Origin of the sequence: Coprococcus sp. AF19-8AC, assembly GCF_003603115.1 — a bacterium.
GTDB classification, from domain to species: Bacteria; Bacillota; Clostridia; order Lachnospirales; family Lachnospiraceae; genus Coprococcus; species Coprococcus aceti.
The window spans coordinates 603,031-626,030 of record NZ_QTMI01000002.1; the positions used below are offsets into that span (position 1 = coordinate 603,031).

Consider the following 23,000-nt stretch of genomic DNA (forward strand, 5'->3'; position numbering starts at 1 on the left):
CTGATTTGGGTTAAACTTTTGATGATTGTATAATAGCGGACTAAGTGTGGGCTATTAGAAAAAGGCAGTTTAACTATAGATTAGAGGTTAGGATATGAGATTTATTCATGTTTCGGATGTGCATTTGGGGATGATTCCTGACAAGGGAAAGCCTTGGAGTGACATCCGCGCTAAAGAGATAGAAAACACATTTGACAGGATACTGGAAATTGCGGAGGAGAGAAAGGTGGATCTGCTTCTCATTGCCGGAAATCTGTATCACAGTGCGCCGAAGGCTGCGGATCTTGCAAAGCTTGATGCCAGACTTGCAAAACTTACAAATACAAGAACGGTGATCATTGCGGGCAGTAGTGATTACATTGAAAGTGGATCTCCATCGGAGAATTATGAGTTCACATCGAACACAGTGCTTCTTCCGGCTGGGGAGTTCAGCAATGCGTATTTTGAAGATATAAATACCTGTGTGACCGGTTTCAGCTATGGACAGGCGGAATACACGGAGGATTTTTCAGAGGGGATAGATGCCCAGACGGAAGGCGCTGTCAATATACTTCTCATGCATGGAGGAGATGCCAGCCACAGTCCATTTAATTTCCGAAAGCTGGCTGACACAGGATTTGACTATGTGGCACTCGGACACCTGAGAAAGCCGAAGCACATGGTGAAGAACCGTATGGCATATCCGGGATCGCCGGAGCCTTTGTCACCTTCTGACACAGGAAAGCATGGCTTTATTTATGGACAGATAATAAACGGAGAGACAAGGATAAAGTGGGAGCCTGTTGCCTGCAGGAATTACATCAACCTTGGACTTGAGATAAAGCCGGAATATACTGACAGACAGATCGAGCATGCTGTTCTGAAACAGATCGATAAGATGGGAACGCAGAACATATATCGGGTTATCCTGAAGGGCCAGAAGGGGTGCGGAGTGAGACCTCAGTTTGATGATGTGTCTCAGGATTACAAGATATATGAGGTTGTGGATAATACGATGTTCGAGTACAATGCTGATGGTCTCAAGAGGGACAATGAGCACAATGTACTTGGAAGATTTATCGCTGAGTTGTCCGGTGAGGATGACGAGGTCAGCAAAAAGGCACTTGAATATGGTCTTGAGGCGATCATAGCAACTGGAGAAAAGTAATGTATATAAATAAACTTTTTTTGAAAGAATTTGGAAAATTCAATAACAAAGAAATAAAGCTGGACAAAGGCTTGAATGTGCTCTATGGAGAGCCCGGAGCCGGCAAGAGTACGATCAGGGATTTTGTGTCCGGTATACTGTATGGTATGAATAAAACCAAGGGCCTTGGATCCCGGGGAGACAATTTTGCATTAAGAAAGCCATCCGGTGGAAATGGATATGCCGGAAAGGCACAGGTGACAAATGCTGGAAAGAGTCATCTTATGGAGAGAAATTTCAACATGTCCACGGACGGTGCAACGCTCACTGATATAGAGAGCGGGAAGGATGAGAGACTTGTGTCTAAGAATTCCTACAGAGGTGTCCTGTTTGATATGGACAAGAGCACATTTGTGGATGCAATGTGTGTTGATCCGCCGGAGGAGATGGGCGGAGATGACAAAGCTTTGTGTGACAGACTCGAGAAGTATCTTCAGAATATGAAGGAGACGGGCTGCAGCGGAATAAACAGAGCAGACGCAGTGGCGTATCTTGAGAATGAAAAGAAGAAATATGACAATCAGAAGTATCTGGTTCAGATAGAAGAGCTGGAAGCCCAGATGGATGAGCTGGGTGAAGTTGATAAGGAGCTTGAAGACATCCGAACTGCCAGACGTGAGGAGCTTGATGCTTATAATATGGAGATCGCACGTTTGAAGAGAGAGGCAAGGCAGCTTGTGAATGAAAAGGATGCTGAGATCCCTGACGAGGATGAGGACAGGGAGCGAAGCAGAATATTCCTTGAGGTTGAAGCTATAGATGATGAGGACGAGCTGAAGGAGAAAAAGAAGCAGGAGAAGAAGGACAAGAAGCTGACGGACAATATATTTGTCATAATGGCAACAGGAATACTGGTTGTTGCGGTGGTCATGCTAGTGGTTCACCTTGTTGGTTTTCAGAAGTCCATACAGCAGCTATTCACGATATGTACGATTGCGTTTGTTGCTATAACCATCATAGATGGATTGTTCAGGAAAGGCGCATTTGACAGTGATAAGCTTCCGTCTGAGGAGGAGTTCAGGAGAACCATATATGAGATGGGAAGAGCAACTGAGTCGAGGACGGTTCGCGTTGAGATAGACAGAGCTTTTCAGGAGGAGCATGACAGGAAGCTTGATATGTTCAAGTTCCAGGAGCATGATGCCATAGAGAAGAGGGATGCCTATTATGAACTCAAGGAGAAGAGAGACGCCATATTTGCGGACTATGATGTTCTTGAGACTGAGAAGAAGGCCATAGATAAGGCTATCAATACCATAATGGACATATCGGAGGAGTTCTCAGGACTGTTTGCCGGTATAGACGGCAGAGTATCGGATATTCTTAGCGCACTCTCCGGTGGACAGTATCAGGAGGCAAAGCTCGATGATGAGATGCATGTTGCAGTGAAAAAGGATGACCATTTCTTCAGGGCGGAATTCCTGGGACATGAGGTCGTTCGTCAGGTGTATCTGGCTGTGCGGCTGGCTGTTGCAGAGATACTTAACAACGAGAAAATGCCACTTGTGTTGGACGATGTGATAGATGTGACCGATGAGAGTCAGCTCACGGGAGTGCTCAAGGCGATGAGTATGGTGAACACGGAGCAGACGATATTGCTTACATCCGATAAGGATCTGGTTAACAGACTTGAGGATATTCATATAGCATGCAATGTGGTGACATTGTAGAAAGTTTCTAATAATAAATAATTAAAAGACCTGCGGAAGCTTGCGATACATGGTATGTATCAGGTGAGCTTCCGCAGGTCTTTTTTGTAAGTCTATAATTGTATATTAGTAATTCTCGTAGTTATCTGAGATAGTGTGCTTCTCCTTGTACTCAGCAATTCTCGCACTGATTCTCTCTGATGGATCAAGAAGATCGCTGAGAGATGCATCGTGGTTGAGGTGATCGATAATGAGTGCTATGTACTTGCTCATGTCGGCTGATACATACCAGTCGCGGTCTGCAAGCTCAGGAAGCTGATAAGTGAGGTTGGTTGTGATGACCTTCTCAATGAGACCTTCCTCGTGACACTTGTCAAATACCTCAAGACCCTTGGTGAAGAGACCAAATGTAGCAAGTGCAAATACTCTCTTAGCCTTTCTTGCCTTGAGCTGCTTGGCAACATCTATCATACTCTCGCCTGATGCGATCATGTCGTCGATGATTATAACATCCTTGCCTTCAACTGAATCACCGAGGAACTCATGGGCAACGATAGGATTACGTCCGTCCACAACTCTTGAGTAATCTCTTCTCTTGTAGAACATACCTACATCTACACCGAGAAGGTTAGCGAAGTAGATCGCTCTGTGCATAGCACCCTCGTCAGGTGATATGACCATCATGTGATCGTTGTTTATTTCAAGATCAGGAGTTGATCTGAGGAGTGCCTTTACAAACTGGTAAGTAGGCTTTACGTTCTCGAAACCGCTCTTTGGAATAGCATTTACAACACGTGGGTCATGAGCGTCAAATGTAACGATGTTGTCTACACCATACTGCTGAAGCTCCTGGAGCATAACTGCACAGTCGAGGGACTCGCGTCCTGATCTCTTGTGCTGACGGCTCTCATACAGGAAAGGCATGATGACAGTGATCTTTCTAGGCTTGTCTGTCATGGCAGAGATGATTCTCTTCAGATCAGCATAGTGATCGTCAGGAGACATTCTCTGAGTCTGGCCACCCATGGTGTATGTGCAGCTATAGTTTCCTACATCAAGCATGATATATATGTCTTTACCGCGGACTGACTCGTTGACAATACCCTTTGCCTCACCTGAACCAAATCTAGGGCAGTCTGCCTTGATAAGGTAAGAGTCCTTCTCGTAACCGTGGAATACGATGCTTGACTTGTTCTCGTTCTGACGGTTCTTTCTCCATTTTACGATATAAGAATCGACCTTCTCTCCGAGAGGTACAATGCTCTTATGAGCAATGATTCCTAAGCTTCCTACAGGTATTGTTTCCAACTTGCTATCGTCTGGCATAATAAAAATCCTCCTAATCTGCTTTCGTTGTCTACCTTTTGTTCCTGGCTATGCTTTTCATTCTTTTTACATAGCGGATGTTATCTCCGTAGAGATTGAAGATGAGATAGCTATCAACTATTCGTGACATGATACGCTCTGTATACCTGTTCTTGAATTCCTGCAGATCAAGATTGGTAGAAATGAGAGTAGACTGTCTCTTGATAGTTCTCGTATTTATAATCTCAAATAACTGAGACAGGACAAATGAGTTGGTGTACTCTGTGCCCAGATCGTCAATTATAAGAAAATCGCAGTTATATATGTAGTCATACAGCATCTTCTGATGCGGTTCATGACCACCCTTTATTATAATGTCCTGTAAGATATTATCAAATAAATTTATCGCCGACAAGTATAAAACTGTATAACCTTTGTCTAAAAGTTCCTTAGCGATACAATTTGTCAGGAAGGTCTTGCCTGTTCCGGTCTCTCCATATATAAGAATGCCCGGTCTGCTGTCCTGAAAATTCTCTGTGAACTGTCTTGATGCAGACAATATACTCTGTGCATTCTGGTAAGGAGTGTAATTGTAGCCAGCAATGTGTTCATCTCTGTAGAAATCAGGATTGAAGCTGGCAAAATTCTCCGTCTCCAGCACCTTCTCTATGGTGGACTGCTGGTACAACTGGCTGATGACCATGTGTTTCAGACATGAACATGGCTTACCATCTACATATCCGCTGTCTCTGCATGCGGGGCAGTTGTATATCGGTGCCAGATAATCGTCAGGGTATCCGGTCTGTGCCATGAGCTGATGCTTCTCATCGCGGAGAGCGTGGTTCTTCATGGAGAGTGCTTCTTCATCCACTTCCTGATGCAGTATCCTTGCCCTTGATGCCTGGACGGCACTGTGGGCGATGGCATCGTCGATCTCCTTTATACGAGGGATCCTAGCATATACCTCAGCTTTTCTGTTGTCCTGTCTGCGAAGATTGTCCTGTCTGATCCTGCTCAGCCGGGACAAAATATCATCATAATTTATATTGCCCATAATATGTATATATTACCTCTTATCAAGATTGAGTTCATCTGCAAGCATCTGTTCCAGCTTGTCCAACTGGTTGGACATGTCTGTCTGCTTGAAGTTCGCAAATCCATTCGGATTCCTGGTGGCTGCAGGCTGCGCTGTGGCCGCTGATTTCTTCTTGAGGAACTCCTGATCGAGCAGTTCGACATCCCTAATGGATTGTACACCATTCTTATGCCAGTTTTCAAGAATTCCATTGACATATGCGAAGTTGGCGGACTGTGGCTTGGAGATTATGGCCTTCTCACATGCCAGAAGGATAAGATCCTCTGAGAAATTCATCTCACCTGTCCACGCGTCAATGTATGCGGTCTCTATGCTGGTAGGATTGCTTCTGCGTATTCCAAGTGCAGAGAAGACCTTTCTGTAAAATGGGTTGTAGGCGGAGCTGTCTGCCTTGGCCTTGTCAACCGTGTCGATTCCTTTTTCATACCATGCTATGGCTACGGTCTCCGCATATCTGAAGCTTGCCTTGCCCATGGTCAGACAGTATTCGATCAGATATTCGATGAGCTCCTGGGAGAAGCCAAGCTGGTCGTATATGTATATGAGACTTTCTGATTCAGGCATGGAAAGCGGTCTGCCAAAATATGCCTCTGTCTCAAACATAATATCAGAGAGAACCTCGTCCTCCTGTTTCTTCCTAAGAAATTCTGGTGTAACTGTTATCTTGTCAGGCAGAGTGCGCTCCGGCACCTCGGCCTTGTCTTCATCTGTGATCGTCGCCGTGATCTCGCTGTTGTTATCGTCATCCCCGGTGGAATAATCCATGCCGAGAATAGAGAGGTCGTCAACTCCGCTGTCGGAGGAGCTGCCCTTGTCGTGAAGAGGGAGAAGAGTTATTCCTGTAAGCTCCTTCTTCTTGTTGTAGTTGAGCTTCATAACATCCTGGCTTATCCAGTATTTTATGGCTCTGCAAATATCCTTCTCTGTGAGATTAAAATGATCTGCTATGTTGGCGACAGACACGGGTTTACTGGAAGACATAAGTCTGACCAGATACAGATATACCTTAACAAACTCTCCGCTGGCGGAGGTCATGTAATAGTCTATAAAAAAGTTTGATATAGAGGAATATGTTTCGTTTTTTTCTGTTGTAATAGTAATGTAGCTCATGTCAAAAAACTCCTTGATCATACTCCTGAAATAGCGCATTTCCCTTAGCGCAAATGCATTATAACATGAACTTTTTGGAATGCAAACAGAACATACAGTCGGTTGGGAAAAATGGTGGGGATGTGGATAATGTGGATAATGTGGACGAAAAAGAGACATAAAAATACAAAAGTCATAGTTTAACAGGGCTTTGTAATATTTCTGTAAAAATTATGTCAACAAAAAAATATAAGCTCTGTGGGGAAAACTTTCCCACAGAGCTGTGTGGATAATGTGGATAACTAATTTTTTATCAGGTCATTTCCGATAGAATAGACGTTTCCGGCGCCCATAGTTATCAACAAATCATTTTTTTTGCAATTTTTTAAGAGATAATTTTCTATATCGTCGAAAGATGGAAGATAGAACGCATCAGTACCCGTCTCGGCGATCTTCTCGGCGAGTTGCTTTGCTGAGACAAGTCCGGTATCCTTCTCTCGGGCTGCATAAATATCTGCCACGATGACGTGGTCACATACCTTGAGTGCGTCTACAAACTCATCGAACAGAGCGTAGGTTCTTGAGTAGGTGTGTGGCTGGAATACGCACCACAGTTCGTTGTAGCTTGTGTTCTTTGCTGCCTTCAGTGTGGCTGCTATCTCAGTTGGATGGTGAGCGTAGTCATCCATGACTCTCACGTTGTCGAGGATGGTTCCCTTGTACTCAAAACGTCTCTCGGCACCGACACACTCTGACAGTCCCTGTTTGATGACATCTATGGAGATTCCAAGTTCAAGGGATGCCGCTATGGCTGACAGTGAGTTGTATACGTTGTGCTCACCGAATACCTTGAGTGTTATGTCAGTGATCTCTTTGCCGTCCACAACCAGTGTATAGGTTGGATGGCCGAAGTCATCGAATCGTATATTGTGTGCTGAATATTTGTTCTGTGCGCCCTTTCCAAATGTTACCACGCGGCACTCGAGGTCTCTGACAACGGTATCATAATACTTCATATCGCCGTTCACGATGACCAGGCCCTCCTTTGGAGTCTTGGTGGCAAATACATGGAATGACTCAGCGATCTCATCTATATCCTTGAAGAAATCAAGGTGGTCGGCATCCACGTTCAGTATGATACTGATAAAAGGCTTAAATGCGTGATAGCTGTTGGTGTACTCACATGCCTCTGTTACAAAGTATTCAGATTTGCCTACACGGATATTGCCGCCGATGCTGTCGAGGATTCCTCCGACTGATATGGTAGGATCAGTGTCCGCATCTATGAGGATGTAGGACAGCATGGAAGTCGTTGTTGTCTTGCCGTGGGTTCCACTGACGGCTATGGAATATTTGTAATTCTCCATGATCTGGCCGAGAAGCTGGGCTCTGGTGAGCATAGGAATGTTCTTCTCCACTGCGGCCTTGAACTCTTCATTGTCAGGATGTATGGCTGCTGTGTATACGACCAGATCTATGTTGTCTGTTATGTTGGAAGCGCACTGGCCGATGTTGATCAGAGCACCCATATCGGCAAGCTGATCGGTAATCTCAGATGCTTTCATATCTGATCCGGTAACCTTGAATCCGGCCTTCAGAAGTATCTCTGCGAGACCGCTCATGCTTATTCCGCCTATGCCCATGAAATGGACGTTGATTGGCTTTGAAAAATTGATCTTGTACATTTGTATTTCGCCTTCCTTATATAAAAGATTGATTACTATATTTAAAAGTGTTTTTTATTATAGCATAACTGCCCTCAAATGAAAATAAATGGTTTTGGTCAATTGCATAGATTGTTATTGAACGAAAATTATGTTATAAATGGAGGTAGTGCGATAGATGCTGAGGAGAAAACTGCAAAACTCATGCGTATCGTAGAGGGCGCAGAAGAGGTAGAGAAGATGGATGCATTGCTCAGCCTGGCTATAACGGTTGGAGATTATAACTGGATCTGAATGGGAAGAGTGATACGATCAGCAACTGGATCATATGCGTAGTGATTGCTATGACAGAAGATCCACAATATATATAAGTAGAGGTTAACACATGATTACAAATGACGCTACATTATTAAAGGTAAAGCACGAGGTGCTTTATGAGGTGGCAAAGCTTGCGTATGAAGGCAGGCTGGATGATGAGAGGGACAATCTTCCATATAAGATGGTTCCCGGTCCACAGCCATTTTTCAGATGTTGTATATACAGAGAGAGGGAGGTCATCAGACAGAGGATCAGACTTGCCGAGGGCAAAGCCCCTGGAACAGAGGATGATGGGAATGTAGTCCAGATCATCAATTCTGCCTGTGAGGGTTGTCCGATCTCACGTTACGTAGTAACTGATAACTGCCAGAAGTGCATGGGAAGAGCGTGTCAGCAGGCGTGCCGTTTCGGTGCCATCAGCATGGGACGTGACAAGTCCTACATCGACCCATCAAAGTGTAAGGAGTGTGGACAGTGTGCCAAGGCATGTCCGTACAATGCCATTGCAGATCTGATGCGTCCATGTATCAAGAGCTGCCCGGTTGGTGCCATATCTGTGGCTGAGAATGGAACAGGTATTGCGGTCATAGACAAGGACAAATGTATAGACTGTGGTTCATGTATCCACAAGTGCCCATTTGGTGCGATCGGATCAAAGTCTTATATAGTAGATATAATAAATGACATGAGAGCCGGCAAGAAGGTATTTGCCATGTTCGCACCTGCCACATACGGACAGTTCGGTGCGGATATCACCATGGCGAGCTGGAGAACAGCCATGAAGAAGATAGGCTTCTACGATGCGGTGGATGTGGGACTTGGTGCCGACATGACAGCCATGGCAGAGGCAAAGGAATGGATGGAGGCCAAGGCAGAGGGCAGGAAGAAGACAACCTCCTGCTGTCCTGCATTCAAGCTTCTTGTGGAGAAGCATTTCCCTGAGCTGGCAGACAGGGTATCTGAGACGGTATCTCCTATGTGTGCTGTGTCCAGATACATCAAGGAGAATTATGAGGACGCTGTGACAGTATTCATCGGCCCTTGTATCGGCAAGAAAGCCGAGAGTGCAGCCGGAGAGAAGGAATCTGCGGACTATGCGCTGACATACGGAGAGATCAGAGCCATGCTGAGAGCAAAGGATGTCAAGCTTGAGCCTGAGGCTGAAGATAACGACCAGTCCACACTGTTCGGCAAGAAATTTGCAAATGCAGGCGGAGTCACAGCGGCAGTCATAGAGAGCATGAAGGAGCTCGGCTGCGAGGACGAGGTTAAGGTGTGCAAATGCGATGGAATAGATGCATGTAAGAAGGCACTGACCCTCATGAAGTTCAACAGATTCCAGGATGACTTCATGGAAGGTATGGCGTGTGAAGGTGGCTGCGTGGGCGGCCCTTCAAGACACAGGGATCCGAACATGGCGATGCGTGACAGAAAGGCAGCCCTTGATAATTCTACAGATATCAACATCACAGAGAATCTTGAGAAGCAGGGAGCAGACAAGATTGATATGGTGAGAGATTAGTGCATGGAGGACAAAGACATGACAACAGTTTTGATATTTGTGATATGTGTGCTTATATTTGTGTGCGTATCGGTGGTTACGGCGATACTTGTATACAAGTCACAGATGCGTAAGAAGAAGCTTCAGTGGGACAGCCGGCAGCAGACACAGGATTCCAAGCAGGTACAGGATCAGTAGAGACTGTGATATATAATGAAATAATAAGAAAATTAAGGCGTGCAGCGATGGAGATGAAACTGGACTTATCCGGGGGAAATTCATTGCTGCACGCCTTATTTTTATGGATTGAGGGAAAAACCTGTGCAGTCAAAATGTAATACCAATATGTGAAAATAAATTAAAACTTTTATTTTCCTGTTGACATGACAAAGAGATATGATAATATATGGATGTAGTAATCGAAACTACGTGTAAAGTTAATTGAAAACGCACATTAAAGTAACGTTTATTTTGATTGCTAGATAGAAATACGAACTTAGAAGACTTTTTATACTAAGTTAATACATAATGTGATAAAAAACGGCATGTATCGCCGGCGTTAAAAGGCGGAAAAACCGTTTTACCATATATATTATCAGAACTTATAGTTTATGGAGGAAATTAACATGTCAACAGAAATGAGACCAGAGCAGGGAATAGCAGGAAAGTTTGTGAGGTCAGCTCTTGATGAGAATGGAGTTCTCAGCAAGATTGAGTTCACCAACAGCGAGAATTTCAACTTCGCATACGACGTAATGGATGCTCTGGCAGAGAAGGAGCCTGATCAGACAGCGCTCATCTATGTATCAAAGGATAGAACGATCGAGAAGAAATTCACATTCCAGGATATCAAGGATTATTCCAATAGGGCGGCCAATTACTTCAAGAGCCTGGGCATCAGGAAGGGTGACAAGGTAATGCTCGTGTTAAAGAGACATTACCAGTATTGGTTCACCATGATGGCTCTCCACAAGATCGGTGCCATAGCTATACCGGCGACAAATATATTAAAGGCAACAGATTATCAGTATAGAATTGAGGCAGCAGGCGTATCAGCGGTTGTGTGTACATCAGATGACGGAATCACGGCGTCCATAGATACATTTGCTGATGACAAGCTGACAAAGATCGTTGTGAATCATTCGGTTGAAGGTTGGAACTTCTTCGATGAGGGAATCATGGAGTGCAGCACCGAGTTTCCAAGACCTACAGGCGAGGATGCCGTAGGAGGAAAGGATGATATACTGTTCGTCATGTTCACATCGGGAACAACAGAGCATCCAAAGATGGTTGCACACAATCATCTGTATCCACTTGGACATTACATCACAGCAAAATACTGGCACTGCAATAAGCCTGGTGAGGTTCATCTCACAGTTTCAGATACGGGCTGGGGCAAGGCTCTCTGGGGCAAGCTCTACGGACAGTGGCTGTGCGAGGCTTGTGTATTCGTATTTGATTTTGATACATTCAGCGCAGATACAATCTTCAAGCTTATTGAGAAGTACAACATCTCAACATTTTGTGCACCTCCAACACTGTACAGGATCCTTATCCGTATGGATATGAGTAAGTACAATCTCTCATCACTCAGATATTGTACAACGGCGGGTGAGGCACTTAACCCTGAGGTATTTGACGTATTCAAGGAGAAGACAGGATTCACTATATATGAAGGATTTGGTCAGACAGAGACGACTCTTACCATTGGTAACCTTGAGAACACTACTCCAAGACCGGGATCAATGGGTAAGGCAAGCCCAATGTATGACGTGAGGATCATGAAGGCAGACGGAACATTTGCTGCACCTGGTGAGACAGGTGAGATCGTCATCAACATCGCAGACGGTGCGCCGGACGGACTGTTCATGGAGTACTATAGGGATCCACAGAGAACAGCCGAGGTTATGCATGACGGCTTCTATCACACAGGTGATACGGCTTACCAGGATGAGGATGGATATTTCTGGTTCGTTGGACGTGTGGATGATATCATCAAGGTTGCAGGCTACAGAGTAGGACCTTTCGAGATAGAGAATGAGATCATGAGAATACCTTATGTCCTTGAGTGTGCAGTTACATCAGTACCTGACAGCACAAGAGGTCAGGCAATAAAGGCCACTATCGTTCTCACAGAGGGTACAGTTGGCGATGAGAACCTCAAGAAGGAGCTCAAGAGATACTTCAAGGAGAACATCGCAAGCTACAAGAGACCTAGAGTTATCGAGTTCGTTGATGAGATGCCAAAGACCATCAGCGGCAAGGTAAGACGTGTTGAGATCAAGGAAAAGGACTGGAAGTAAGTCAGAAATCAGGTGAAATAAATGATAGATATAGATATGAGTAAGATCAAGCCATATGATAGATCGGTTTATTATTATGAGACGGACAGGATGCAGATAGTACACCACTCCAATTACATCAGATGGATTGAGGAGGCAAGGCTGGACTGGATGACACAGATAGGCTGGGATTACAAGTCTGTAGAGGATGACGGATATATAATTCCTGTGCTTGGTGTAACGGCTGAGTATAAGAGCATGTGCCACTTTGGCGATGACGTGCTGATACATGTCAGCCTTTCGGAGTATACAGGTGTCCGTGTAGGCTTTTCATATGAGATCGTGGACAAGAAGACAGGCGAGCTCAGGACACTTTGTACAAGCTCACATTGCCTGTTGGATGGCAACAACAAGCTTGTGTTTATCAGAAAGGCATATCCTGAGCACGATAAGCTGTTTAAGGAGCTGCTTGAGGATTACAAGAAACGCCAGACTAAATAAACAGAGGTATTGTTTGGTGTATAAATAATTTAATATTAATTGAAGGTTATTAATAGCTGGTAAAATTGTTTATGTAACTTTTTTACCGGCTATTTTTATCTATTTAGCCATGTAATTAGTTAAAACATCCTTTTTATATTGTGGCGTAAATGCTATAATGAAAACGGTTGCGTGGAAATATATGGCAGGCCGGATGATGCTGCAAGGAGGGATCTTTTGAGAGAGATATCACTTGACAAAAAATACTACAAAGAACAGATACAAAATATATTATATGATAATTATGTGAAGCTGGCGCTGGTCAACATTGATACTGGGGAGTATGTGAGTGTTATCAGCGTGGATAAAAATGCAGATAATTACAAAAGCATCACTGACGTATCCTCCTATTTTAAAGATAACAGGGGACTGGACTGCTGTCATCCTGATGAGGTCAGAGAATTTGCATATATGTGTGATATGAAGCATGTCAAAGCACTCATAGAAGCCGGAGCCAGATCCATCGTGCGTAATTTCAGGTTCAGATTGAGGCTTGGCGAGGACTATGAGTGGGTTTCCATGGATATAGAAGCTGAGAAGGAGCCGAGAGAGGACGGACAATGGATTGTGTTCGGCATGAGGCCAGTCAGCCTTGACACTCTGGTACTGGAGGATAGTCTCAGGACACTGACAAGGGTATACAGGCGTATATTCAGGATTGATGTGACTCACAATATTTGCGAGACATTGAGAGGCGGATATATAAGAAGCAGGGATGAGGTTAAGCATAACTGCTTTGGAGAGTACATGAAAGACATGACTATAGGCGGTGAGATATTCCCTGACGATGTGGACAGGGTAAGGAGATGCCTGTCGCCTGAGTTCCTCATAAAATATTTTGCGAATGGGCATGACAGATTTACCATTAGATATAAGCGCAAGATGGATATGGTGTACAGATGGGTGATGACAGAGGTCATACCTACTGCTGACTATAGAGATGACAATAAGGTATTCTATCTTTATACGAGGGATATACATGAGGAGTATTCTGAGAGCATAGAGAGGCAGGAGCTGTTGGAATTTTACAGTTACAAGGACGCACTCACTCGTCTAGGCAATAGAAATGCATTTAACCTTCTGTGTGACGCGTACGCGGACCGAAAGGATAAGCGGTCGGTCGGATTCATATTCAACGATGTGAACAAACTGAAGTATGTGAATGATCATTATGGACATAAAGAAGGAGATCTCTATCTTCAGAGGGTATCGCAGATGCTGGCGCAGCATTTTGGCGAAAATGCATGTTACAGGATAAGCGGCGATGAATTTGTTGTCATCATTATGGATATTGCTGAGCAGTCGTTTAACTCAATGATCGCCAGATACAAAGAGGTAATTGACGAGCAGGAGGAGGCTCCGGTTGCGTTCGGCGCAGTCTGGAAGGCTGAGGCAGATTCAATAGACAAGATAATGAACGAAGCCGAAAGACTGATGTATGAGGATAAGAAGAGATTCTATTCGAAGCATCCTGAGGTCAAGAGGCGCGAGAGTGTGGAGAACGAGGCGAATATAGCTGTAGGAACTACAGAGGATGGAGTTCCGCATTACAGGAATCTTGGGAAGACAGACAGGATATTTGACGCCCTTGCAGCTACAACACTCCGAAATTATATATTTATGAATGATCTCGATACGAATGTGACAAAATGGTCTGCAAGTGCTGTGGATTACTTTGGACTTCCGGGGCAATACATATATGATACACAGAAAGTGTGGGAAAAGCTTATACATCCGGATGACAGAGCAATATTTGAACAGGATATTACAGAGGTATTTGCGGGGCGTAAAAAGTTTCATGATGTAGAATATAGAATGAGAAACAAAAAGGGTGAATATGTGGTCTGTACCTGCAGAGGCTTCATCACCAAGAAGGAAAATGGTGATCCGGAGTTCTTTGTGGGAACGGTCATAAACCACGGAGTCATAGACGGGGTTGATCCGGTGACAAACCTGCACAATCAGCAAGAGTATACCAAGTATATATCTATACATTTGAGAAATAAGCAGACGATGAGCATTCTGGCAATAGGAATATCTATGTTTAACAGCATCAATATGATGTACGGATATGCATATGGCAATTCTGTTCTTAAGGATTTTGCCACAAAGCTCAAAAATGTCGTCGGTGGAAAGGGACTCGTGTTCAGACTCGATGGAGCAAAATTTGCAATCTGCTCAAACATGTATACCAAACAGGAGCTAAAAGAGGTATACAGACATGTACAGAATCTTGCACTTGACAATGTAGGTCTGAACGGCACGGCGATCCCGCTTAAATTATACGGTGGTGGTCTGATATATGACCACGTAGGAGCCGATGAGGACGTGATAAAGAGCAGTGTGGAATATGCCTTGGAGAGATCCAAGGAGGATCATCATGGTGAACTTGTATTCTTCAATGAGGAGATCAAGGACAATGATAGAATGAGACTGCAGCTGTACAGCACAATACACAAATGTGTGGCAAACAACATGGAAGGCTTTTTCATGTGCTATCAGCCTATAGCAAATTCCGAGACAGGACACATAGTAGGTATGGAGGCTCTTCTCAGATGGAAACACAAGGAATTTGGAGTGGTTCCACCGGGAATATTTATACCGTGGCTTGAGATGGAGCCGTGTTTCTTTGAACTTGGCAACTGGATAATAGAGCAGGCACTCACGGATGGTATGGAGGTTCGCAAGATCAGACCTGATTTTGTGGTGAATGTCAATATATCAGCGACTCAGCTTGAGAATCATGGATTCAGGCAGGCTGTTGTGGATATATTAAAAAAGACGAAGTTCCCTCCTGAGTATTTGTGCATAGAGCTCACAGAGAGATGTAAGAATATGGATATAGCATTTCTGAAAAATGAGCTGGAATATTTCAGGAAACTTGGAATAAAGATCGCTATTGATGATTTTGGAACGGGAAATGCTACCCTAAATCTGCTCACGGAATTACCGATAGATGAGCTTAAGGTCGATATGTCATTTGTCAGGGGAATACAGGAGAGCAAGCCTAATCAGGTCCTTGTACAGGCGGTTGTGTCCTGTGCACATCAACTCGGATACAAGAGCTGCATTGAAGGTGTCGAGGACAAGGCACTGTTCGATTACCTTCATAGGTATGGTTCCACTTACTATCAGGGATATCATTTCTCCAGACCGGTTTGTCTGGAGGATTTTAAGAAGCTTTTGTGACAGACGACCCGCTTGGTAATATATACATCCGCAATCACGCTTGACTTACTGCACTTCGATTGGGTGCTATCTGCATGGTGCTCCGACCGCCAAAAGGGCGTCGGCGGATCTGCGCACCAGCAAGCACCATCGAAGCATAGACGTCTGCGCTACCGATTGTCGGATATATATATTACCAAGCGGGTCTTACGTTGTGGCCGGCTTTGAGGATTGCATTTTGAAAAAATTTAAAATTGTGTTCTTTTTGGGGGATTTTGGCTTGTTTGGGAGAAAATTGTATCTAAATGAGTTTTAAAATGGCTAAAAGATACAATTCCCGGAAATTTGTGTTATTTCAGGAATTTTTTTGCGAAAAAGATAAAATTTTGTGCTCTTTGACTTGCTTGCTTCAGGTTGACATAGAACATGGGCGTTGATAAGATTGGGGTAATTGTGGCAAGTCAGATCGCTTGCTATATATCCACTCGGAATAATGTGAAAGGAGACACGATTATGAAGAGAAGAATTTTTGCTGTGTGTATGGCGATGTGCACGATGGCAATGGTTATGTTCACGGGAACAACAGGAAATGCTGTGAACGTGTATGCGGCGGATGATGTAACGGATTCTACGATATATGCAGAGTCGGATGGTGTAACAGATTCTACGATATACACAGTGCCAGACGATATGACGAATCCAGCAGTATCTACAGCGACGAATGACGAGACGGATCCGGTGACAGGAACTGCGACAGAGGAAACTGCAGATGTGGCTGCAGTTGATTACACACAGGCCCTTGGCGATACTCTTGTATATCTGAGGAAGACTGCGGATGACCCTCAGTTTGGAGCTGAGTGGAACGTGATGACTCTTGCCAGATATGCTTATGAGGATGAGGCATGGTATGGGGAATACTATGATAATGTTGTGGAGTATGTTAAGGCAAAAGGCTCGGCAAAGCTTCACAAGAATAAGAGTACGGACAATTCAAGAACTATACTTGCACTCACTGCGATTGGCGCTGATGCCACAGATGTTGGTGGATACAATCTGCTTGAGCCATTGGCCGATATGAATTATGTAACAACACAGGGAATCAATGGCCCGGTGTTTGCGTTGATTGCATTTGACACGGTAGGTTATGATATTCCGAAGCTTCCAGATGGAAGTGACGGTGTTCAGACGACAAGGGAAGGGCTTGTTGAATATATCCTTGGACGAGAGCTTTCTAGCGGTGGTTGGGCATTTTCTGGTAGTAATGCTGACCCGGATATGACAGGTATGACAATTCAGGCACTTGCGCCGTATTACAAGTCTAACACAGAGGTTAAGACGGCGGTTGACAGGGCGCTTGATGTAATGTCGGGGCTGCAGAAGGCTGATGGTGGATTTGCTTCATGGGGAACTGTGAATTCTGAGAGCTGTGCGCAGGTGATATGTGGATTACTTGATATAGGCAGGGATGCCGGAACAGATGAGGCATTTGTCAAAAATGGACATTCTGTGCTGGATGCTTTGATGGGATTCTATGTTGCGAGTGCCGGCGGGTTTGCCCATGATGTAAAACAGAATGGTGAACTGGTTGTAAATGGAATGGCTTCGCAGCAGGCTGGATATGCTCTGGCTGCCTATGACAGATTCAAAAAAGGAAAGAACACACTGTATGATATGTCTGATGCAAAGTCATTATATATCCGATCCGTGGCGACAGCGGATGTGAAACTCAGCACCAGCACGTATGTGTACGACGGCAAGGCCAAGAAGCCGGGCGTGACGGTGAAGATTGGTGACAGAGTGCTTAAGGATGGCGTGGATTACACCATTTCATATCAGAACAATGTCAATATTGGCAATTCGGCAAAGGTAGTGGTGACCGGCAAGGGAATATTCAAGGGCTCAGCCAGCAAGACATTTGTCATAAAGATGGCTGCGCCGGCTAAGACGAGTGTGTCGGCGGGTAATGGAGCAGCAGGCATAACAGTAAAGTGGAAGAAAGCGGCACGGGCTGACAGATATGTGGTGCTCAGAAAGGTTGGAAATGCAAAGAATTGGACGACTGTGGCCACCACAAAATCTCTGAGCTACACTGACCGGAAGGTCGCAAATGGCAAGAAATATATCTATGCAGTTAAGCCTGTTGGAAGTGGCGGGGAGGCTACGTATACGACCCAGACAATATACAGGGTCAATCAGGAAAAGATAACAAAGATAAAGTCAACGGTGAAGAAAAAGTGCACTGTGACTTATAAAAAAAATGCGAGTGCTTCGGGGTACAGGGTGATGTATTCCACGGATAAGACATTTAAAAAGAATGTCAAGGTGTACAGGGCATCGGTAAACAAGAAGACAAATGTGACGTTGAGCGGACTCAAGGCGGGAAAGCGGTATTATGTCAGAGTTCAGGGATTCAAGAAGGTTGGAAAGACTTATTATTACGGAGCATGGAGCAAGACTGTAAACGTTGTGATCCGAAAGAAGTAGGTGTATGGATAAGATCAAAGAATTTGTAAAGAAATATAAGAAACACATAGGTGGAGCTGTGATTGTTCTGCTGATCCTGGTGTGGGCTTTCTGGTACGGAGGAAATGCGCCGGGGACCAGAGGTTTCAAGTTGGAAAAGACCGAAGAGGGAGTCACAACTGAAGCTGTAGGCGGTGCGGAACTGACGGAGACAACGAAGAGTGCGACAGAGGAAAATACTGATGCAGGGAATGACAAGAAAAAGAAATCAGACAGTTCTGTAACCGATACCTCCTCAGGAACTCATTCGGATTCTGATACATCGGAAACAGAATATCAGACTTCCGCTGAGAGCACATCGGAGAATGTGACGGAGCGAAATTCTGAGACTACCACGGAGAAGAAGACGGAGGCTACTACAAAGAAGAATACCACCACGGAGTCTCAAAAAACAACTGAGAAGAAGCCGGGGACCACGACGACTACGGAAAAGCGGAAACCGGATAAGACAACTGCTGATTCTTCTGCCACGACAAAGGCAACTACAGAGAATACAACTGAAGCGCCGAAGAAAACCTACAGTTGCACTATATCAATAGGATGTTCTACAATATTTGACAATCTGGAACTGCTAAGACCGGAGAAAAAGGACTATGTACCTGATGATGGTGTCATTCTGGGAACTGTGACTGCCACATTTGAGGAGGGGGACACAGTATTCGAAGTGCTTAAGTCGGTGTGCAGGGATTATGGTATACAGCTTGAATATTCATGGACGCCTATGTATGGAAGTTATTATATAGAAGGAATTCACAATCTGTATGAATTTGACTGTGGTGATGGCTCAGGCTGGATGTACTCGGTAAATGGCTGGTTCCCAAATTATGGCTGTTCAAGCTATGAACTCAAGCAGGGAGATGTGATAAAATGGCTCTATACATGTGACCTGGGAGCAGATGTTGGATCCGAGATGCATTGACAGATTCGCTGAGACATGGGTACTGGACATAGTGATTGATAGGAGATAAAAATATAATTGTGAAAAGACAGGATTCATTTTCCACATATCACCCTATAGTCAATCTGGTATACTTTATATTCACTATAGGATATGCCCTGGCATTTACCCATCCGGTTTGCCTGGGCATGTCTTTTATAGGGGCATTTGTGTATTCAGTATTGCTTAGGGGATATGATGGCTTCAGGACAAATATAAAATATATGATCCCACTTATATTGCTGACGGCGCTCATCAACCCGGCGTTCAGCCATCAGGGCGTGACGATACTCACATATTTTCCGTCTGGAAATCCGTTGACATTGGAGTCTATAATGTATGGAATCATGGCTGCGTTTATGCTGGTGACAGTGATATGCTGGTTTTCGTGCTTTAACTGCGTTATATCATCGGACAAGATGGTGTATCTGTTCGGCAAGGCGGCGCCAGTGTTGTCACTGATACTTTCCATGACACTGAGATTTATTCCGGACATAGCAGGACAGTTTGGAAAGGTGTACAGGGCACAGAGGGCATCTGGATACAAACCAAAAGGTTTGTATTTTGTGAGAATTAGAACGGGCTGCCATGTGTTTTCTGCCGTTGTAACCTGGGCTCTTGAACGGGCGCTTGTCACTGCAGACAGTATGAGATCACGGGGATATGGACTTTCCGGAAGATCTGCATATTCATTATATAGATTTAGAAAAAGTGACATTAAAGCCCTCGTTTTTATTCTTGTGTGTGGTTTATATGTGATGGCTGGCAGTGTGCGCGGAGGATTTACGTTCTGGTATTATCCGTCCATAAGAGGAAGTGTAGGTGGGGCGGTTACTATAAGCATGTATGTAGTGTATGTATGCCTTATATGCGTTCCGATATATATGCAGGCAAAAGAAAATTTTAAGATTCACAAAATGTGACAAAGGAGAAGCTGTGAATATATTAGATATAAAAGAACTGACATTTGCATATCCCGATAGCAATGATGATTCGGGCGAGAGATATTTACCTGATGCATTGAAAAATGTGACGCTATCAGTGGGACAGGGGGAATTCGTGGTCATATTGGGAAGTTCCGGATGTGGAAAGACCACACTTCTTAGGCAGTTGAAGACAAGTATCGCTCCTCACGGAAGATCGTCCGGGAAGATAGAGTTCAAAGGAAGAAGCCTGGAGGAGATGGATGACCGGACATCAGCAAGGCAGATCGGATTTGTACAGCAGGATGTCGATGCACAGCTTGTCACTGATAAAGTGTGGCATGAGCTGGCATTTGGATTGGAGAGTCTGGGATACGATAATGGATATATCAGACGACGCGTTGCGGAGATGTGTTCATTCTTCGGGTTGTCCGGGATATTCCACAGGCGTGTCGCAGAGCTGTCTGGCGGACAGAAGCAGATGGTGAATCTTGCGTCGGTCATGGCTCTGTCTCCGGAGGTGCTGATACTGGATGAACCGACCAGCCAGCTCGATCCGATAGCTGCGAATGAATTCATAGCATGTCTTGTGAGAATCAACAGGGAACTTGGCACGACCATCATCATGACTGAGCATAGGCTGGAGGAGGTGCTTCCGGTGTGCAGCAGAGCGGTGGTCATGGATGAAGGCACAGTGCTGTGTCAAGGAACTGTCAAGGAGGTAGCTGCCACCCTGAAAAATGAAGGACAGAGGTTAAAGGAAAAAGGTATAAACAGAAATGGATTGTATCTCTCCATGCCGGCGGCTGTCCAGGTGTATCTGGGGCTTGATGGCTCGGATGAATCTCCGGTGACCGTAGCGGAGGGGCGAAACTGGTTGTCACAGTTTGACAGTAAGTACAGGGAATCGGGGCATGAGGTTGCGCCTGGGTATGTGCTGGTGGATGAAGGGGATGCCAGGGAGGCAGATGGTCAGAAAACTGATCATGGTGCTGGAGAAACTACAACAAAAATTGCGAATCGTCAGGACAAGTCCTGGGCAGTCAGGATAGATGAGGTTCACTTCAGATACGACAAGGGTTCGCAGGAAGTACTTCGCGGTCTGGATCTTGACATATACGATAATGAGATACTTATGATAAATGGAAGCAACGGATGCGGCAAGTCGACGTTGCTCTCCCTGATAGCGGGGGTAAATAAGCCGTACCGTGGAAGAATAAAGATAAAACAGGGTAAAAGTGTGGGCATGCTCCCACAGAACCCGGAGCTCCTTTTCACAAGACGTTCTGTACGGGAAGAACTGGTGGACGCAAGTGACAGAAAAAAGTTGGTGGACATAGTGAGGTTCTGTAAGTTGGAGCATTTGATGGACAGACATCCTTACGATCTGTCAGGAGGAGAGAAGCAGAGGCTGGCACTTGCAAAGGTACTTCTGTATGATCCTGATATTCTGCTCATGGATGAGCCGACAAAGGGGCTTGATAATGGGTTTAAGGCAGAACTCAAGAGTATGCTCAGAGATCTGCAGCGACATGGCAAGACCATAGTGGTGGTGAGCCATGATGTGGAATTCTGCGCTGTGGCGGGAGACCGCATAGCGCTGCTGTTCGATGGCGAGCTTGCCACAGTCAGCGGTGTTCAGGAATATCTGACAGGTAACAATTTCTTTACCACGGCAGCGGCAAGGATCTCCCAGGGGATACTTTGCGGTGCGGTTACTGTTTTTGATATATTGAAGGCATATGGAGTCAGGGAGTCGAGGACGGTATGTGGAGACGGAAACAGGATCGACGATGATGCTATAATAAAGGACATAACTTTGACGAAGGAGCGCGAAGCTGATCCCTTGAAATGGTGGCAGATACTCACGATATCTGTCACGTCGGTGATCATCATATTCTGCTTCTGGCAGACCATGGCCCAGTCCAATCTGGCAGATCTTGTGCAGAGAGGGATGACCATCACGTCAAAGGGATGGAAATATCTGGCTATGTATGGAGTGATGATATGTGCCATAGCGGGGCTGCTCCTTGCTATAAGACCTGTCACCAGAAAGAAGAACGAGGATATCGTTATGGAAGCTTCCGGTCACAGATCCGTCAGGAGAACGATATTAAGTATAGTGGCTATGCTCGTTGTGATTCCACTTACGATATGGTTTGGATGCGAGAGACTTGGAGACAAAAAATATTATTTTATATCTCTGTTGATTATAATAGAGGCAATGATCCCGTTCTTCGTATCATTTGAGGGAAGAAAGCCCAAGGTAAGGGATATAGTCACATTGGCGGTTATGTGTGCTCTGGCCGTCACGGGCAGGGCGGCATTCTTCATGCTCCTGAACTTCAGCCCGACCATGGCCATAGTGATCATATCCGGAGTGGCATTTGGCTGCGAAGGAGGATTTGTGGTCGGCGCAATGTCCATGTTCGTGTCTAATTTCCTGATGGGGCAGGGTCCGTGGACTCCATGGCAGATGTTTGCCATGGGACTGGTGGGGTTCCTGGCGGGACTCTTCTTCTCCAAAAGCGGAGTGCGGACAAAGAACACGACAAAGCTTGGACTGTGCATATTCGGAGCACTTATCTGTATATTGATATACGGCGGAATAATGAATCCGGCGTCGGTGATAATCTGGCAGCCGGCTGTGAACAGGAGCATGATCATAGCGTCATATGTGACGGGATTCCCATTTGACGTGGTGCATGGAACTGCAACGGTGATATTCCTGTGGCTGCTGGCAAGACCATTTCTTGAGAAGCTTGACAGGGTGCGGATCAAGTATGGTGTTCTGTAGACAAATAATAAAATGATTGAGG

The 23,000-nt window shown here is 45.0% G+C and carries 16 protein-coding genes; 12 read left to right on the plus strand and 4 right to left on the minus strand.

Going from position 1 to position 23,000, the window contains the following annotated elements:
• Positions 1-94: 94 nt before the first annotated feature.
• On the plus strand, positions 95-1,147 hold the full coding sequence (locus tag DWX57_RS07460; protein ID WP_120123388.1) for a metallophosphoesterase family protein: 1,053 nt from the start codon (positions 95-97) through the stop codon (positions 1,145-1,147).
• Complete coding sequence (locus DWX57_RS07465; protein WP_117550097.1) at positions 1,147-2,856, plus strand: ATP-binding protein; 1,710 nt, start codon at positions 1,147-1,149, stop codon at positions 2,854-2,856. The genes DWX57_RS07460 and DWX57_RS07465 overlap by 1 nt, the downstream gene beginning before the upstream one ends.
• Before the next feature lie 105 nt (positions 2,857-2,961).
• On the opposite strand, the gene DWX57_RS07470 is transcribed toward DWX57_RS07465, so the two are convergent.
• The 4 genes from DWX57_RS07470 to murC form a co-directional block, all read right to left on the minus strand.
• Entirely contained in the window at positions 2,962-4,161 is a 1,200-nt protein-coding gene (locus DWX57_RS07470) for a ribose-phosphate pyrophosphokinase (RefSeq protein ID WP_117550099.1), read from the minus strand.
• 31 nt (positions 4,162-4,192) lie between these two features.
• The gene (locus tag DWX57_RS07475) at positions 4,193-5,194 is read right to left on the minus strand and encodes an ATP-binding protein (protein ID WP_015534566.1); all 1,002 of its coding nucleotides are present in this window, start codon (positions 5,192-5,194) and stop codon (positions 4,193-4,195) included.
• 12 nt (positions 5,195-5,206) lie between these two features.
• On the minus strand, positions 5,207-6,346 hold the full coding sequence (locus tag DWX57_RS07480; RefSeq protein ID WP_118649665.1) for a DnaD domain protein: 1,140 nt from the start codon (positions 6,344-6,346) through the stop codon (positions 5,207-5,209).
• 281 nt (positions 6,347-6,627) lie between these two features.
• The gene (gene murC, locus DWX57_RS07485) at positions 6,628-8,010 is read right to left on the minus strand and encodes a UDP-N-acetylmuramate--L-alanine ligase (protein ID WP_015534568.1); all 1,383 of its coding nucleotides are present in this window, start codon (positions 8,008-8,010) and stop codon (positions 6,628-6,630) included.
• A 117-nt stretch (positions 8,011-8,127) separates the two neighbouring features.
• Here murC and DWX57_RS14110 point away from each other — a divergent pair, with 117 nt between their 5' ends.
• From DWX57_RS14110 to DWX57_RS14400, 10 genes are all read left to right on the plus strand, one after another.
• Positions 8,128-8,283: a hypothetical protein gene (locus DWX57_RS14110; RefSeq protein WP_165852765.1), complete on the plus strand. Its 156-nt coding sequence runs from the start codon at positions 8,128-8,130 to the stop codon at positions 8,281-8,283.
• A 91-nt stretch (positions 8,284-8,374) separates the two neighbouring features.
• Positions 8,375-9,829 (plus strand): 4Fe-4S dicluster domain-containing protein, encoded by a 1,455-nt coding sequence (locus DWX57_RS07490; protein ID WP_015534570.1) that lies wholly within the window; start codon positions 8,375-8,377, stop codon positions 9,827-9,829.
• A gap of 18 nt (positions 9,830-9,847) precedes the next feature.
• Positions 9,848-10,006 (plus strand): hypothetical protein, encoded by a 159-nt coding sequence (locus tag DWX57_RS14115; RefSeq protein WP_165852775.1) that lies wholly within the window; start codon positions 9,848-9,850, stop codon positions 10,004-10,006.
• 428 nt (positions 10,007-10,434) lie between these two features.
• The gene (locus DWX57_RS07495; RefSeq protein ID WP_117550101.1) at positions 10,435-12,111 is read left to right on the plus strand and encodes an AMP-binding protein; all 1,677 of its coding nucleotides are present in this window, start codon (positions 10,435-10,437) and stop codon (positions 12,109-12,111) included.
• Positions 12,112-12,132: 21 nt separating this feature from the next.
• Entirely contained in the window at positions 12,133-12,591 is a 459-nt protein-coding gene (locus DWX57_RS07500) for an acyl-CoA thioesterase (protein WP_119999764.1), read from the plus strand.
• A 216-nt stretch (positions 12,592-12,807) separates the two neighbouring features.
• A complete protein-coding gene (locus tag DWX57_RS07505; RefSeq protein WP_120123390.1) occupies positions 12,808-15,819 on the plus strand; it encodes a bifunctional diguanylate cyclase/phosphodiesterase in 3,012 nt (1,003 codons plus the stop codon).
• Between the two features lie 492 nt (positions 15,820-16,311).
• Positions 16,312-18,282, plus strand: coding sequence for a fibronectin type III domain-containing protein (locus DWX57_RS07510; protein WP_118758390.1), 1,971 nt, complete (start codon positions 16,312-16,314; stop codon positions 18,280-18,282).
• A gap of 4 nt (positions 18,283-18,286) precedes the next feature.
• Positions 18,287-19,240, plus strand: coding sequence for a DUF4430 domain-containing protein (locus DWX57_RS07515; protein ID WP_120123392.1), 954 nt, complete (start codon positions 18,287-18,289; stop codon positions 19,238-19,240).
• 59 nt (positions 19,241-19,299) lie between these two features.
• Positions 19,300-20,181 carry an energy-coupling factor transporter transmembrane component T gene (locus DWX57_RS07520; protein ID WP_243106189.1) on the plus strand — a complete coding sequence of 294 codons (882 nt, stop codon included), beginning with the start codon at positions 19,300-19,302 and terminating at the stop codon, positions 20,179-20,181.
• A 13-nt stretch (positions 20,182-20,194) separates the two neighbouring features.
• A complete protein-coding gene (locus DWX57_RS14400) occupies positions 20,195-22,978 on the plus strand; it encodes an ATP-binding cassette domain-containing protein (RefSeq protein ID WP_120123395.1) in 2,784 nt (927 codons plus the stop codon).
• Positions 22,979-23,000: the final 22 nt, after the last annotated feature.

Coding starts and splice junctions, on each gene's coding strand:
- DWX57_RS07510 (WP_118758390.1), top strand. CDS start 16,312: ATGAAGAGAAGAATTTTTGCTGTGTGTATGGCGATGTGCACGATGGCA.
- DWX57_RS07475 (WP_015534566.1), bottom strand. CDS start 5,194: ATGGGCAATATAAATTATGATGATATTTTGTCCCGGCTGAGCAGGATC.
- DWX57_RS07490 (WP_015534570.1), top strand. CDS start 8,375: ATGATTACAAATGACGCTACATTATTAAAGGTAAAGCACGAGGTGCTT.
- DWX57_RS07500 (WP_119999764.1), top strand. CDS start 12,133: ATGATAGATATAGATATGAGTAAGATCAAGCCATATGATAGATCGGTT.
- DWX57_RS07460 (WP_120123388.1), top strand. CDS start 95: ATGAGATTTATTCATGTTTCGGATGTGCATTTGGGGATGATTCCTGAC.
- murC (WP_015534568.1), bottom strand. CDS start 8,010: ATGTACAAGATCAATTTTTCAAAGCCAATCAACGTCCATTTCATGGGC.
- DWX57_RS07515 (WP_120123392.1), top strand. CDS start 18,287: ATGGATAAGATCAAAGAATTTGTAAAGAAATATAAGAAACACATAGGT.
- DWX57_RS07480 (WP_118649665.1), bottom strand. CDS start 6,346: ATGAGCTACATTACTATTACAACAGAAAAAAACGAAACATATTCCTCT.
- DWX57_RS14115 (WP_165852775.1), top strand. CDS start 9,848: ATGACAACAGTTTTGATATTTGTGATATGTGTGCTTATATTTGTGTGC.
- DWX57_RS07465 (WP_117550097.1), top strand. CDS start 1,147: ATGTATATAAATAAACTTTTTTTGAAAGAATTTGGAAAATTCAATAAC.
- DWX57_RS07470 (WP_117550099.1), bottom strand. CDS start 4,161: ATGCCAGACGATAGCAAGTTGGAAACAATACCTGTAGGAAGCTTAGGA.
- DWX57_RS07495 (WP_117550101.1), top strand. CDS start 10,435: ATGTCAACAGAAATGAGACCAGAGCAGGGAATAGCAGGAAAGTTTGTG.